Origin of the sequence: Nocardioides sp. Root1257 (assembly GCF_001425175.1) — a bacterium.
In the GTDB taxonomy this organism is placed as follows: domain Bacteria; phylum Actinomycetota; class Actinomycetes; order Propionibacteriales; family Nocardioidaceae; genus Nocardioides.
The window spans coordinates 540,716-554,769 of sequence record NZ_LMDV01000008.1 but is presented as its reverse complement, the minus strand read 5'-3'; the positions used below and the strand labels follow the sequence as shown (position 1 = coordinate 554,769).

The window sequence follows — 14,054 nt, the reverse complement described above, 5'->3', positions numbered from 1 at the left end:
GGACCCTCACTCCACGGTGACGGACTTGGCGAGGTTGCGCGGCTGGTCGACGTCGTGGCCCATCTGGGTCGCGAGCTCGCACGCGAAGAGCTGCAGGGGTACGACGGCGACCAGCGGCTGCAGCAGCACCGGGACCCGCGGCAGCCGGATGATGACGTCGGCGTACGGCGTGATCGCGTCGTCGCCGTCCTCGACCAGGCAGATCGTGCGCGCCCCGCGGGCCCGTACCTCCTGGATGCCGCTGACCATCTTGTCGCGCAGCTGGTCCCGACCGGCGGGCGGCACGACGCAGAGCACCGGCAGCCCCTCCTCGATCAGCGCGATCGGACCGTGCTTGAGCTCGCCGGCCGCGAAGCCCTCGGCGTGGATGTAGGCGAGCTCCTTGAGCTTGAGCGCGCCCTCGAGGGCGACCGGGTAGCCCGCGTGCCGGCCCAGGAACAGCACCGACCGGGTGTCGACGTGGTCGGCGGCCATCTCGTAGATGGCGGGCGCGTCGTCGAGCACCCGCTGCACCTGCTGCGGGATCGCCTCGAGCTGCTGCATCACCTGGTCGATCTCGTCGCCGTACCGCGTGCCCTTGACCTGGGCGAGGTAGAGGGCGAGCAGGTAGCAGGCGACCAGCTGGGTCAGGAAGCCCTTGGTCGACGCGACCCCGATCTCGGGCCCGGCATGGGTGTAGATGACCGCGTCGGACTCGCGCGGGATCGTCGAGCCGTTGGTGTTGCAGATCGCGAGCACCTTCGAGCGCTGGGTGCGCGCGTGCCGGATGGCCTGCAGGGTGTCGGCGGTCTCGCCGGACTGGCTGATCGCGACGACGAGCGTCGAGTAGTCGAGGATCGGGTCGCGGTAGCGGAACTCCGAGGCGAGCTCGACCTCGACCGGCACCCGGGTCCAGTGCTCGATGGCGTACTTGGCGACCATGCCGGCGTAGAAGGAGGTCCCGCACGCGATGATGATGACCTTGTCGACGTCGCGCAGCTCCTGGTCGGAGAGCCGCATCTCGTCGAGGTGCAGGTGTCCCTCCGGCGTACGCCGCCCGAGCAGCGAGTCCGCGACCGCGCGCGGCTGCTCGTGGATCTCCTTGCGCATGAACCAGTCGTGGCCGTCCTTCTCGGCGGCCGACAGGTCCCAGTCGACGTGGTAGCGGCGGCCCTCGGCCGGCGTGCCGTCGAAGTTGACGATCGAGACCCCGTCGCGGGTGATCGTGACGACCTGGTCCTGCCCGAGCTCCAGCGCCTCGCGGGTGTGCTCGATGAACGCCGAGACGTCCGACCCGAGGAAGTTCTCCCCCTCGCCGACGCCGACGACCAGCGGAGAGTTGCGCCGCGCTGCGACGACCCGCGACGGGTCCTGCGAGTCCGCGGCGACCAGGGTGAACGCGCCCTCGAGCCGCGCCACGAGCTGCAGCATCGCGGTCGTCAGGTCGAGCCCGGAGACCACCAGCAGCTCGAGCAGCTGCGCGGCGACCTCGGTGTCGGTCTCCGAGAGGAGCACGTGGTTGCTGCGCTCGAGCTCGGCCCGCAGCTCGGCGAAGTTCTCGATGATCCCGTTGTGCACCAGCGCGACCCGGCGCACGTCGCCGGTGTGCGGGTGCGCGTTGACGTCGGTCGGCGCCCCGTGGGTGGCCCACCGGGTGTGCCCGATGCCGATCGTGGCGGCCGGCAGCGGCCGGTCGACGATCGCCTTCTCGAGGTTGGCGAGCTTGCCCGCCCGCTTGTCGGACGCGATGACCCCGTCGGCGACCAGCGCGATCCCGGCGGAGTCGTAGCCGCGGTACTCGAGCCGTCGCAGACCTTCGATCACGACATCCTGGGCCTGCTTCTCCCCGACGTACCCGACGATGCCGCACATGGGGGCCACTGTATCGACCGGGCACCGGAGGTTTGACCGCGCACGGCGGCTGCAACAATCTCCCGCATGTCTTCCCACGGCGGGCCGGGTGTCTCCGACGAGCCCACCCGGGAGTCGTCGCCGTACATCGAGCTCGACCGCTCCGCGTGGGCGGCGCTCGCGGCCGAGGTGGAGAACCCGCTCACCGGCGAGGAGATCCGCCGCCTGCGCGGCCTGGGCGACCAGCTCGACCTCGAGGAGGTCCAGCAGATCTACCTGCCGCTGTCCCGGCTGCTGTCGCTGTACGTCGAGGCGGCGGGCGGGCTGTACCGCCAGCAGGAGGAGTTCCTCCACCAGGTGCAGCCGACGCGCACGCCGTTCGTGATCGGCCTCGCGGGCTCCGTCGCGGTCGGCAAGTCGACCACCGCGCGCGTGCTCCAGCAGATGCTGGCGCACTGGCCCGAGCACCCCAACGTCGCGCTGGTGACGACCGACGGCTTCCTCTACCCCAACGCCGAGCTCGAGCGCCGTGGCCTGCTCCAGCGCAAGGGCTTCCCGGAGTCCTACGACCGCCGCGCCCTGATGCGGTTCGTCGTCGACATCAAGTCCGGCAAGGACGAGGTCGAGGCACCCGTCTACTCGCACCTCACCTACGACGTGCTGCCCGGCGAGAAGGTCGTGGTCAAGCGCCCCGACATCGTCATCATCGAGGGCCTCAACGTGCTCCAGCCCGCGCGGGTGCGCGAGGACGGCCGCAGCGGCCTGACGCTGAGCGACTTCTTCGACTTCTCCGTGTACGTCGACGCCGGCCGCGACAAGATCCGCGACTGGTACGTCGAGCGCTTCCTGCGCCTGCGCGAGACGGCCTTCCGCGACCCGGAGTCCTACTTCTCCAAGTACGGCGCGCTCTCGGCCGACGAGGCCGTCGCCGAGGCGACCCGGATCTGGGACACCATCAACGGCCCCAACCTGGCCGAGAACATCCTGCCGACGCGATCCCGCGCGACGCTCGTGCTGCGCAAGGACCGGGACCACTCGGTCCGCTACGTCCGGCTACGCAAGCTCTGAGCGCCCCCGACCCGACCTTGCGAGGGCTGGGACCCAGGCGCCAGATCGAGCAGCGGCACGACCGATGAAAGAGGTCGTGAGAGCGTGTCGAGATCACGGCCGAAGGCCGCTCAGGATCCGGACGATCTCCTCGTGCGCGAGCGTGCCCTCCTCCTCGGCGTCCGCCACCAGCACCACGCGCACGTCGCCCGACCTGAGCATCGCGACCTCGACCGCCCCGGCCGAGCACGCCCCGTCGCCGCTCACCAGCAGGCTGACCCAGGACAGGGACGCCGTCGACCCGTCAGCCAGCTCGAGCCGCTGACGCGTCGTACCGGTGGACATCGCCGCCCGCCCGCCCCGCACGGCGGCCACCCAGGTGTCGAACGACTGCCCCGTGAACCCCGCGAAGCCCCGGTTGGAGTCGCCCGGCTGCGCCGCGCAGTACCCGTCGCGGTAGACGGCCGGCCCGGTGACGACCGCCGTCCTGCGGCCGTCGTCGTCCTCGTAGAAGATCCGGCTGCGCGGCCCGCGGACCTCCCAGTCCTGCGCGGGCACCGAGAACGTGGCGCCGGTCCCGGGGTCGGTGACGTCCAGCGGCACCGCGGCGCTGTGCTCGCCGCCCTCCCGGTCGTCGCCGGTCGCCGTGACGACCGCGACCGTCGCCGTGGCCACGACCGCGAGGACCGCGAGCGTCCCGAGCACGACGGCGAGCCGGACCCGAGTCATGCCGACGGTCTAGAGGCTGAGCTGTCGCTTGACGACGTCGGCGAGGCGCTCGGCCACCGACCGGGCCTCGTCGGCCGTGCGCGCCTCGACCATCACCCGCACGAGGTCCTCGGTGCCCGAGGGACGGAGCAGCACCCGGCCGGACTCGCCGAGCTCGGCCTCCTCCTCTGCCACCGCGGCCGCGACGACCGGGTCGTCGTCCGCGCGGGCCTTGTCGACGTCGGGGACGTTGACCAGCACCTGCGGGAGGCGGGTCATCACCGACGCCAGCGACGCGAGGGACTGACCGGTCACGGCCATCCGCTCGAGCACGTGCAGCGCGGTCAGCGTGCCGTCGCCGGTCGTGGCGTACTCGCTCATGATCACGTGGCCGGACTGCTCGCCGCCGAGGCCGTAGCCGGACACGCGCATCGCCTCGAGCACGTAGCGGTCGCCGACCTTCGTCTGGCGCACACCGACGCCGGCGGCGCGCATCGCCTGCACGAAGCCGAGGTTGCTCATCACCGTCGCGACGACGGTGTTCTTGGGCAGGTGGCCCGACTCTGCCATCCCGATCGCGAGGATCGCCATTATCTGGTCGCCGTCGACGACCTCGCCCTGGTGGTCGACGGCCAGGCAGCGGTCGGCGTCGCCGTCGAGCGCGAAGCCCGCGGCCGCACCGTGCTCGAGCACCGCGGCGCGCAGCGGCCCGAGGTGCGTCGAGCCGCAGCCGTCGTTGATGTTGAGGCCGTCGGGCTCGGCGTTGATCGCGATCACGTCGGCGCCGGCGGCCCGCAGGGCCATCGGCCCTGCCTCGTACGCCGCGCCGTGGGCGCAGTCCAGCACGACCTTGATCCCGTCGAGCGGCCGCGACAGGGTGCCGATCAGGTGGTCGACGTACTCCTGCACGGGGGTCGCGTACGGCGTCACCCGGCCGACGTCGCCGGCGATCGGGCGCTCCCACGGCTCGTCGAGGTGCTGCTCGATGTCCCGCTCCACGGCGTCGTCGAGCTTGAGTCCGCCGCTCGCGAGGAACTTGATGCCGTTGTCGGGCATCGGGTTGTGCGAGGCGCTGATGACGACGCCGAGGTCGGCGCCGAGCGCCTGCGTCATGTAGGCGACCGCCGGGGTCGGCAGCACGCGCAGCCGGAGCACGTCGACGCCGGCCGAGGCGAGCCCGGCGACGACGGCGTGCTCGAGGAACTGTCCCGAGATGCGGGTGTCCCGGCCGACGACGGCGAGCGGGCGGTGGCCCTCGAACTCGCCCCTGTCGGCGAGGACACGGGCAGCGGCAACGGAAAGGTCCAGGGCCAGCTCAGCGGTCAGATGACCGTTGGCCAGACCCCGGACCCCGTCCGTGCCGAAGATGCGCGGCATGTAACCGTCGCTGCGATCAGCGCTTGCTGTACTGCGGCGCCTTGCGGGCCTTCTTGAGACCGGCCTTCTTGCGCTCGATGACGCGGGCGTCACGCGTGAGCAGCCCGGCCTTCTTGAGCGACGGGCGGTTGGCCTCGACGTCGATCGCGTTCAGGCAGCGGGCCACGCCGAGACGCAGCGCGCCGGCCTGGCCGGTGATGCCACCGCCGTGGATGCGGGCGATGACGTCGAAACGACCCTCGAGCTGGAGGTTCGCGAACGGCTCGTTCACGACCTGCTGGTGCAGCTTGTTGGGGAAGTAGTTGTCCAGCGTCCGGCCGTTGACCGTCCACTGGCCGGTGCCGGGGACGATGCGGACGCGGGCGACGGCCTCCTTGCGACGGCCGGTGGCCGCAGCGGGGGCGATGGTCGCCGGACGGGCGGGGGTGTCAGCGGACGGGGCGCTCTCGGAGCTGTAGGCGATGCCCTGCTCGTCGGCCTCGTAGGTCTCTTCGACCTCGGTGGTGGTGTCAGCCACGATGTTCCTCACTCAGACTTTCTCGACAGGCTCTGCTCGAGATAGGGACGATTACTGGGAGATCTGCTTGATCTCGTACGGAGTGGCCTGCTGGGCCTGGTGCGGGTGGTTGGGACCCGAGTAGACCTTCAGCTTCTTGAGGACCTGGCGGCCGAGCTTGTTCTTCGGCAGCATGCCCCACACGGCCTTCTCGATGGCCTTGCGGGCGTCCTTCTCGAGGACCTCACCGATCGGAGTGGCAGACAGACCACCCGGGTAGCCGGAGTGGCGGTAGGCCATCTTGGTGACAGCCTTGTCACCGGAGAGCGCGACCTTCTCAGCGTTGATGATGATGACGAAGTCACCGGTGTCAGCGTTGGGAGCGAAGATCGCCTTGTGCTTGCCGCGCAGGAGATTGGCGGTCTGAGCAGCGAGGCGGCCGAGGACCACGTCGGTGGCGTCGATGACGAGCCACTCACGCGTGATGTCGCCGGCCTTCGGGGCGTACGTGCGCACGGAGGAACTTCCTTCGTTCGTAGGTCCCGCACGGCCCTGTGCCGCACGGGTGTGGTGCTGCGGCGCCCCCTGACGAACACTGCCCGGCTCAGACTCGTCCGGTTCTGCGTCCGGACTCCGTGTGGGGTCCGGGCGCGGCAGGAGGCGCGACTGACAAGAGTACGGGCGCTCCCGGGACCGTGTCGAATTGGCAATGACGGAAACGTCACAGCGTCCATGAACGGACACCGGGTTCGCATGCCGCCACGCCGCCGACTAAGTTGAGAGGGTGACTGATTCTCTCACCGTCCGCGACAACCGCACCGGACAGGAGTACGAGGTCCCGATCGCCGACGGCGCCATCAAGGCCGCGGATCTGGGCCAGATCAAGGCCGGCGACGACGCTCCGGGTCTCGCGGTCTACGACCCCGGCTTCGTCAACACCGCCTCCTGCCGCAGCTCCGTCACCTACATCGACGGGGAGAAGGGGATCCTGGAGTACCGGGGCTACCCGATCGAGCAGCTGGCCGAGAAGTCGAACTTCCTCGAGGTCGCCTACCTCCTCATCCACGGCGAGCTGCCCACGAAGGCGCAGTACGAGGAGTGGGTGCACGAGATCACCTACCACACGTTCGTCCACGAGAACGTGAAGTCGTTCATGCAGGGCTTCCGCTACGACGCGCACCCGATGGGGATGCTGATGGCGTCGGTGGGGGCCCTCTCGACGTTCTACCCCGACGCGCGCAACATCAGCGACGCCGAGAACCGGCACATCCAGATCGTCCGGATGATCGCGAAGATGCCGACGCTGGGCGCCTGGGCGTTCCGGCACGCGCAGGGCAAGCCGTACGTCTACCCGGACAACGACCTCAGCTACACCGCCAACTTCCTCTCCATGCTCTTCAAGATGAGCGAGTCGAAGTTCGAGGCCGACCCGCGCCTGGTCAAGGCGCTCGACGTGCTCTTCATCCTGCACGCCGACCACGAGCAGAACTGCTCGACCAACGCGGTCCGCTCCGTCGGCTCCTCGCAGGTCGACCCCTACTCGGCCGTCGCGGCCGGCGTCGGCGCCCTCTACGGCCCGCTGCACGGCGGCGCCAACGAGGCGGTGCTGCGGATGCTGCGGCGCATCGGCACCAAGGAGAACATCCCCGCCTTCATCGAGGGCGTGAAGAACGGCAACGAGAAGCTGATGGGCTTCGGGCACCGGGTCTACAAGAACTTCGACCCGCGCGCGACGATCATCAAGAAGGCCTGCGACGACGTCTTCGAGGTCACCGGGGTCAACCCGCTCCTCGAGATCGCCAAGGAGCTCGAGAAGATCGCGCTCGAGGACGAGTACTTCATCAAGCGCAAGCTCTACCCCAACGTGGACTTCTACTCGGGCCTGATCTACGAGGCCTTCCAGTTCCCGCCGGAGATGTTCACCGTCCTCTTCGCGATCGGCCGGACGCCGGGCTGGCTGGCCCAGTGGTCCGAGCTGGTCCAGGACAAGGAGCAGAAGATCGCTCGCCCGAAGCAGCTCTACATGGGCGACCGCGGGCTCGACTTCGTGCCGGCGTCCGAGCGCTGGGCGTGACTCCAGCCGGGGTCGTCCTTGACCTCGGGAACGTACTGATTGAGTGGGAACCGGCCCTCGCCATCGCGGCGGGGGTCGGTGCCGTTGAGGCGCAACGCTTCCTGGAGGCCGACGACTTCGACTTCATGGCGTGGAACCACCTCCAGGACAGCGGCCGGCGCTGGGCCGACGGGGTGGCCGAGGTGCGTCGTACGCACCCGCACTGGGCGGCGCACGCCGACGCCTACCTCGAGCACTTCCCGGCGTCCCTCAGCGAGGTGCCGGGCACCACCGAGATCGTGCGCGAGCTGCGCGAGGCGGGCCTCCCGCTGATCGGCCTGACCAACTGGTCCGACGAGCTCTACTACCCGTACGCCGCGCCGCGCTTCGAGGTGCTGCGCCTGCTCGACGACGTCGTCGTGTCGGGCGAGGTCAAGGCGGCCAAGCCCGACCCTCGGGCCTACCAGATCGCCGCGGAGCGGAGTGGGCTGCCGCTGGACCGGCTGGCGTTCGTCGACGACAAGCAGCTGAACGTCGACGCCGCGGTCGAGCTCGGGATGGACGGCATCGTCTTCACCGACGCAGCCGCGCTGCGCAGCGAGCTGCGCCGTCGCGGCCTCCCCGTCTGACAACTACCGGGTGACCTTCAGGGTCTTGACGATCGTCCTGCCCCGGCTCGGGTCGAGCTTGACCCGCACGGTGCCGTGACGGGCGAGCCGCTTGCCGGCCTTCGTGAGCCTGACCTTCGCCGTGACCACGCGGGCCGCCTTCAGCTTGACCTTGCCGACGGCCATCACCTTGCCGCGCACGGTGGCCCTCACGACGGCGACGCCCGGCATCGAGGAGACCAGTCGCAGCGACAGCTTCGACCCTGCCACCCGCGCCGCGCTGGCGAAGCCGGCGGTCGTCGAGCCCGGCTGCACCGTGATCGTGGCACTGGCGGAGTTGTTGCCCGAGTTGGCGTCGGCCGAGGTCGAGGTGACCGTCGCGGTGTTGACCACGGCGACCGGGTCGGCGGTGCCCATCTGCTCGGTGCTGGTGCGGTCCTTGAGGCAGACCAGGTCGAGCGTGGCGGTCTTCGCGGCGCCCGTCTGGTTGTAGAGCCGGAAGGCGCGCGCCTTGAGCCGCGGGTCGTTGCCGAAGGACGTCACGCCCGGCGGCAGCTCGAAGGTCGCGACGACGCCCTTGCCGTCGTCGGGGCAGATGACCTGGAACTCGTTGCCCGCGGCGGCCGTGCTGCCGGGGACGGTGACCGTCTGGACGACGTGGGTGAGGAGCAGCTCGTGCGTGTGGCCGAGGACGGCGCTGGTCGTGGTCCGCAGGCAGCGCGCCGAGAGGGTCGCGGTCACCGGCGCGGTGACGTCGAGGACGAAGGTCCACGCGCGCGGGTTGGCCTGGGTCGTCTCGGAGCCGGCCAGCGTCGCTCCGGCCGACGAGAGGTCGAAGCCCGGAGCGATCGCGACCGTGCCGGTCGGGCAGGTCAGGGTCGCGGTGGACCGGCCGACGCCGTACGACTGCGTGGTGGTGACGAGCGCGGAGTCCGCGGACAGCGTGTGCCGGTGGCTGTCGGCGTAGCCGGTCTGGCGATCAGCCGCCTCGGTCCGCTCGGGCAGGCAGACGATGAAGGCCTTGGCCTGCGCGCGTCCGGTGGCGTCGTTGCGGATGACGCCCTTCCAGGTGCCCAGTGCCGTGGTCTGCGCGCTGAGGACCTTGACGTCGGTGATCGCGCCGGTGCCCTGGTCGACGTGGTCGACCCGGAACTGGCCGTCGCTGAGGATGTCGTCGCCGCTGCAGGCGAGGGTGATGGTGCGCTGCTGACCGGGCTCGAGGTCGACCTGCGTCTCGGCCTTGTACGGCGTGAGCCAGTGGTTGGCCTGCGGGTGCGAGACGGGGCCGGCGCCGGCGATCGGGTTGGCCGTCACGGCGATGGTGACCGAGGTCGAGGCGCCGGCAGCGAGGGAGCCGACGCTGCAGCTGACGACGCCGGATGCCTGGGTGCACGGCGAGCTCGACGAGACATAGGTGACGCCGCTGGGCAGCTCGTCGCGGACCACGACGCCCGTGGCGGTCGCGTCTCCGACGTTCTTCGCCGTCAGCGTGTAGGTCAGGGTGTCGCCACCGTGCGGGCTCGCGACCGAGGCCGACTTCGTGACCGTGACGTCCGACGTGCCGGGGCTCGAGGGCGGCGACGGGACGCAGGCCGTGCTCGGGAACGTGTTCAGGTGCGTCTCGTAGTTGGAGCTGAACGACGCGGCGAGGACCTGGCCGATGGTGTGCCCGGCCGAGGCGATGGTGACGGCGGCGTTCGGGGCCAGGATCGTCCCCGGGAAGGCCGAGCCGTAGCTGACGGTGACCGCGGTGGCCGCGGGGAAGTTCCAGACGAGGCCGGCGTACGCGCCCTTGATGTTGCCGTCGGACGCCTGGTTCCAGCTCGACCCGCTGCCGAGCCAGGCCTGGCCGGCGATCGTCGGCGAGGTGCCGGGCACGTTGATGATCGTGGTCGCGCCGCTCGGCACGCTGAGGCCGAGGTGCTTGCCGCCGGCGAGGGCCGCGGCGTCACCGGCGGAGAGGTTGAAGACGTTCAGCGACGCGCTGGTGCCGGTGAGCACGATCGCCGCGTTGCCCCCGGTCGTCCCGGTCGTGACGGTGCCCGTCGAGGCGGCGGCGCCCCAGGCGGCGGAGGTCGCGCGCAGGGCGGTGAACGCGGTCGCGAAGTCGATCGGGTTCGACGCGAGGTAGCCGGTGCCCGAGCCGCCGTTGAAGTTCACGCCCGACTTCGGCGCGACGTACGCGCTGCCGTACTGCAGGTTGTAGCCCGAGCCGTGCGACCCCGCGATGACCAGGCTCGGCGAGCTCGCTGCGAAGCCGGTCAGCCGGGTGCCGAGCGTCATGCCGGTCGGCAGGCTGCCGCCGTACGCGACGGCGCCCTCCGACTCGGACCCGCGGCTGCCGTTGCCCTCGACGAACTCGGTCCACCCGGTGGCCGCCCCGAACGCGTTGGACGTCGAGACCCCGCTCGAGCAGACGGCGGCGTCGGCGCTGCCGTTGACCGGCGCGAGGACGGCGACCAGCGCCGCAGCAGCGACGACGGCGATGACGACAGGCACTCTCAGCGCACCGACGGCGCGCGGACGTGCAGCAGTTCCCCCCACGACGGTAACCCCCCAGCTAGGTCGTTGGGAGCACTCTGGCAGCAGGCAATCCGCGCCGCCATCCGAATGCGGCCGCCAGCACCAACCTTGCGTGAAACCTGAGTTTCGGGGCTTCAGTCCGGACGCTCAGGCGCCGATGGGCTCGGCCGTCTGAGCCGGCGTACGCCGGGTCAGGTTGCGGACGTCCGCGGAGGTGAGCGCCAGCAGCGCCGAGGCCCCCATCACGCAGCCGACCACGAGGAGCCACTCCTGGTAGCCGACGAGGACGGCGATCGGGCCGGTCAGCGCGAGCCCGAGCGGGCGCGCGACGAACGACCCGACGGCGTCGAAGGAGTAGACCCGGGCGAGCTTGTCAGGTGCGACGTTCTGCTGGATCGAGAGGTCCCAGAAGACGTCGAAGACCTGCAGCCCGAAGCCGTGCAGGAACGCCCCGACGAGGACCGGCCAGAGGTGGTCGGACAGAGCCATCGCGATCGGGAAGAGCGCCGTCAGGCTGAGCAGGACCGTGCCGATGAGCAGGCTGCGGCGCGGGCGCCAGCGCAGGCAGAGCAGGCCGCCGACGACGAAACCGGCCATCAGCGTGCCCATCGCCAGGCCCCAGGACGAGCGGCCGAACTCGTCGCCGACGACGATCGGCCCGAGCACGGTCTGCGCGCCGCCGTAGAAGAGGTGGTAGAGCATGGCCTGACCGATCAGCAGCCACAGCCAGGGATGCGCCAGCACCTCGCGAGCGCCGTCGCCGAGGTCGGCGAGCATGGAGGCGCGCACGCCCTCCGGACGCTGCTGCTCGACCCGCAGCCGTGAGTAGCAGTACGCCGCGATGGCGAACGTCAGCGCGTCGACGCCGATCGCCCAGCCCGAGCCCGCGAGCGCCACCAGGAAGCCGCCGACGGCGTAGCCGACGGTCGCGGCGCCGGTCTGCAGGAGTGGTCGGATCGCCACCGCGGAGGGCAGGTGCTCGGCCGGCACCGTCTCGCGGGTCATCGCCCGCGACGACGGCTGGCTGAGCGCGGACAGGCAGCCGTTGAGCGCGCCGACGATGCCGAGCATCGGGATCGTCGCGAAGCCGGCGACCAGCGCCGTCGCGAGGAAGGCCTGGGTCAGCGCGCTCCCGGCCGCGGAGCCCTCCATCATCAGCTTGCGCGGCAGCCGGTCGCCGAGCACCCCGCCGAAGAGCACGGTGACGACGTCGGCCAGCGCGAACGCCCCCACGACCAGGCCGAGGTCCGTCGCCGAGCCGCCGAGGTCGAGGACGGCGAACGCCAGCGCGATCGGCGTGACGGCGTTGCCGAGCGAGCTGGACGCCGTACCGGCGACGAGGAACCGGAAGTCCCGGTAGCGCAACGCGGAGAGGCGGTCGTCCATGGCCCCAGATATTACTTCGTCAGCGAACTATTCGCTAGCGAACCGGTAGGATCCGATCGTGACCGAGCAGGACTGGCCGGAGCAGGACTGGGCCGACCGCCACGTGGCGCGCTGGCGCGACCACTGGATCGACGTCGCGTTCGAGGACGACGTCGAGGCGATCGTGGTGCGGATCGGGCGTCTCAAGCGCCACTTCCGGCTCACCACCCAGGCAGCACTGGCCGAGGTCGGCCTCCAGGACTTCGAGTACGACACCCTCCACCACCTGATGATCCGCGACACCCCGGGGCTGGCCAGCCCCTCGGCACTAGCGGAGGACCTCGGCATCAGCAACGCCGGCATGACCGGTCGCCTGGACTCCCTCGAGAAGGCGGGCTGGATCCAGCGCCACCCCGACGCCGACGACCGGCGCCGGGTGGGCATCGAGATCACCAAGAAGGGCGCGGCGATCTGGCGCCGCGCCATGGACCTGCGCGGCCGGGCCGAGGACGAGGTCGTGCACGCGCTCGAGCCCGACGAGCGTGCGACGCTGGCGGCGCTGCTCAAGAAGATGACGCTCGTGACGGAGGCTCCGGAGAACGACGTTTCTTCTGGGTCGTCCAGCGCCGTCTCAGGTTGATCACAGGCTCCGGCAACACAGTAGGGGCATGACCGACCAGCCGACGCCCCCGCAAGGACCGCAGGACCCGCACAACCCGTACTTCTCGTACCCCGCTCCGCGGGGTCCCCGCCCCGAGGGCCCCCCGGCCCAGTCCTACGGCCCCGCCCCGCTGGGCGCTCCGCAGACCGAGACCCTGCCGACGCAGCGCCGACCCCGGCGCACCGGCCTGGCCGCTGCCGTCGTCGCCACCGCCCTCGTCGTGGGTGCCGCCGCCGGCGTCGGCGGCGCCGCCGCCTGGAACGCCTTCGACGACAGCGACTCCGGCAGCAACGACGCAGGCTCCGCGCAGACGTCCCAGGTCGTCGACACCCCCAGCTCCCCCGCCGCCGACGGCTCGGTCGAGCAGGTCGCGGCGAAGGTGCTCCCGTCGGTCGTGAAGATCGACGTCAGCGGCAGCCAGGGTGCGGGCTCCGGCTCCGGCATCATCCTCAGCTCCGACGGCGAGATCCTCACCAACAACCACGTCGCCGCGATCGCGGGCGACGGAGGCTCGATGACCGTCTTCTTCAACGACGGCACCTCGGCCAAGGCCTCCGTCGTCGGCACCGACCCGTTGACCGACACCGCGGTGATCAAGGCCGAGGACGTCTCGGGCCTGACCCCGGCGACCATCGGCAAGTCGGCCGACCTCAAGGTCGGCGAGGGTGTCGTGGCGATCGGCTCGCCGTTCGGCCTCGACTCCACCGTCACGAGCGGCATCGTCAGCGCGCTCAACCGGCCCGTCGACGTGGGCTCGGACGGCGACGGCAACAGCACGACGTACCCCGCCATCCAGACCGACGCGGCGATCAACCCCGGCAACAGCGGCGGCGCGCTCGTCGACATGAACGGGAACGTCGTCGGCATCAACTCGTCGATCCGCACCGCCAGCTCGAGCGAGGGAGAGGCGGGCTCCATCGGCCTCGGCTTCGCGATCCCGATCGACGAGGTGCTCCCGATCGTCGACCAGATGAGCAAGGGCGAGACCCCGACGCACGCCCGGCTCGGCATCTCCGTCGCCGACGTCGCCAGCCAGGACGGCGCGGAGGTCGTGCAGGGTGCCGAGGTCAAGGAGGTCAGCGCCGGCTCGACCGCCGCGGACGCCGGCATCGCGAAGGGTGACGTGATCACCAAGGTCAACACGCAGCTGATCACCGGTGCCGACTCGTTGGTCGCGACGATCCGCTCCTACCGGCCCGGCGACGACGTCACGGTGACCTACACCCACGACGGCCAGACCAAGACCACGCAGCTCACGCTCGACTCGGACGCCAGCACGTCCAAATCTTGACCACCTGACGCCCTTCCCGCGCCCGAGACACGGGAGGGGTCGAGGGTCCCACCGGCAACCGGGCCCGTCTCCCTGTCAGCCGGTGGGGCCCTCCT

Annotated in this window: 12 protein-coding genes; 5 read left to right on the top strand and 7 right to left on the bottom strand. The window is 70.8% G+C overall.

The window, feature by feature from the left end; translation table 11 throughout:
- Nucleotides 1-6 precede the first annotated feature (6 nt).
- Nucleotides 7-1,851, bottom strand: coding sequence for a glutamine--fructose-6-phosphate transaminase (isomerizing) (gene glmS, locus ASC77_RS10835; RefSeq protein WP_056152091.1), 1,845 nt, complete (start codon nucleotides 1,849-1,851; stop codon nucleotides 7-9).
- 66 nt (nucleotides 1,852-1,917) lie between these two features.
- Here glmS and coaA point away from each other — a divergent pair, with 66 nt between their 5' ends.
- Nucleotides 1,918-2,898: a type I pantothenate kinase gene (gene coaA, locus ASC77_RS10830; protein WP_056152089.1), complete on the top strand. Its 981-nt coding sequence runs from the start codon at nucleotides 1,918-1,920 to the stop codon at nucleotides 2,896-2,898.
- Between the two features lie 93 nt (nucleotides 2,899-2,991).
- Here the strand turns inward: coaA and ASC77_RS10825 are convergent, their stop codons facing one another.
- From ASC77_RS10825 to rplM, 4 genes are read right to left on the bottom strand one after another with little or no spacing between them, the layout of a single operon-like run.
- Complete coding sequence (locus ASC77_RS10825; protein ID WP_056152086.1) at nucleotides 2,992-3,606, bottom strand: hypothetical protein; 615 nt, start codon at nucleotides 3,604-3,606, stop codon at nucleotides 2,992-2,994.
- 9 nt (nucleotides 3,607-3,615) lie between these two features.
- The gene (glmM, locus tag ASC77_RS10820; RefSeq protein ID WP_056152083.1) at nucleotides 3,616-4,962 is read right to left on the bottom strand and encodes a phosphoglucosamine mutase; all 1,347 of its coding nucleotides are present in this window, start codon (nucleotides 4,960-4,962) and stop codon (nucleotides 3,616-3,618) included.
- A gap of 16 nt (nucleotides 4,963-4,978) precedes the next feature.
- Nucleotides 4,979-5,479, bottom strand: a complete 501-nt coding sequence (gene rpsI, locus ASC77_RS10815) for a 30S ribosomal protein S9 (protein ID WP_056152080.1) — start codon at nucleotides 5,477-5,479, stop codon at nucleotides 4,979-4,981.
- Between the two features lie 51 nt (nucleotides 5,480-5,530).
- A complete protein-coding gene (rplM, locus tag ASC77_RS10810) occupies nucleotides 5,531-5,974 on the bottom strand; it encodes a 50S ribosomal protein L13 (RefSeq protein ID WP_056152077.1) in 444 nt (147 codons plus the stop codon).
- Nucleotides 5,975-6,242: 268 nt separating this feature from the next.
- Here rplM and ASC77_RS10805 point away from each other — a divergent pair, with 268 nt between their 5' ends.
- Both ASC77_RS10805 and ASC77_RS10800 read left to right on the top strand, forming a co-directional pair.
- Nucleotides 6,243-7,532 (top strand): citrate synthase, encoded by a 1,290-nt coding sequence (locus ASC77_RS10805; RefSeq protein ID WP_056152074.1) that lies wholly within the window; start codon nucleotides 6,243-6,245, stop codon nucleotides 7,530-7,532.
- The gene (locus ASC77_RS10800; RefSeq protein ID WP_235547581.1) at nucleotides 7,529-8,140 is read left to right on the top strand and encodes an HAD family hydrolase; all 612 of its coding nucleotides are present in this window, start codon (nucleotides 7,529-7,531) and stop codon (nucleotides 8,138-8,140) included. Before ASC77_RS10805 ends, ASC77_RS10800 begins: the two co-directional genes overlap by 4 nt.
- Before the next feature lie 3 nt (nucleotides 8,141-8,143).
- Here ASC77_RS10800 and ASC77_RS10795 read toward each other — a convergent pair whose 3' ends face one another.
- Nucleotides 8,144-10,618: a choice-of-anchor A family protein gene (locus ASC77_RS10795; RefSeq protein ID WP_056152072.1), complete on the bottom strand. Its 2,475-nt coding sequence runs from the start codon at nucleotides 10,616-10,618 to the stop codon at nucleotides 8,144-8,146.
- A 171-nt stretch (nucleotides 10,619-10,789) separates the two neighbouring features.
- Nucleotides 10,790-12,028, bottom strand: coding sequence for an MFS transporter (locus tag ASC77_RS10790; RefSeq protein ID WP_056152069.1), 1,239 nt, complete (start codon nucleotides 12,026-12,028; stop codon nucleotides 10,790-10,792).
- Between the two features lie 58 nt (nucleotides 12,029-12,086).
- On the opposite strand from ASC77_RS10790, the gene ASC77_RS10785 reads away from it, so the two are divergent.
- On the top strand, nucleotides 12,087-12,647 hold the full coding sequence (locus tag ASC77_RS10785; RefSeq protein WP_056152066.1) for a MarR family winged helix-turn-helix transcriptional regulator: 561 nt from the start codon (nucleotides 12,087-12,089) through the stop codon (nucleotides 12,645-12,647).
- Between the two features lie 28 nt (nucleotides 12,648-12,675).
- Nucleotides 12,676-13,959 carry a S1C family serine protease gene (locus ASC77_RS10780; RefSeq protein WP_056152063.1) on the top strand — a complete coding sequence of 428 codons (1,284 nt, stop codon included), beginning with the start codon at nucleotides 12,676-12,678 and terminating at the stop codon, nucleotides 13,957-13,959.
- Nucleotides 13,960-14,054 lie beyond the last annotated feature (95 nt).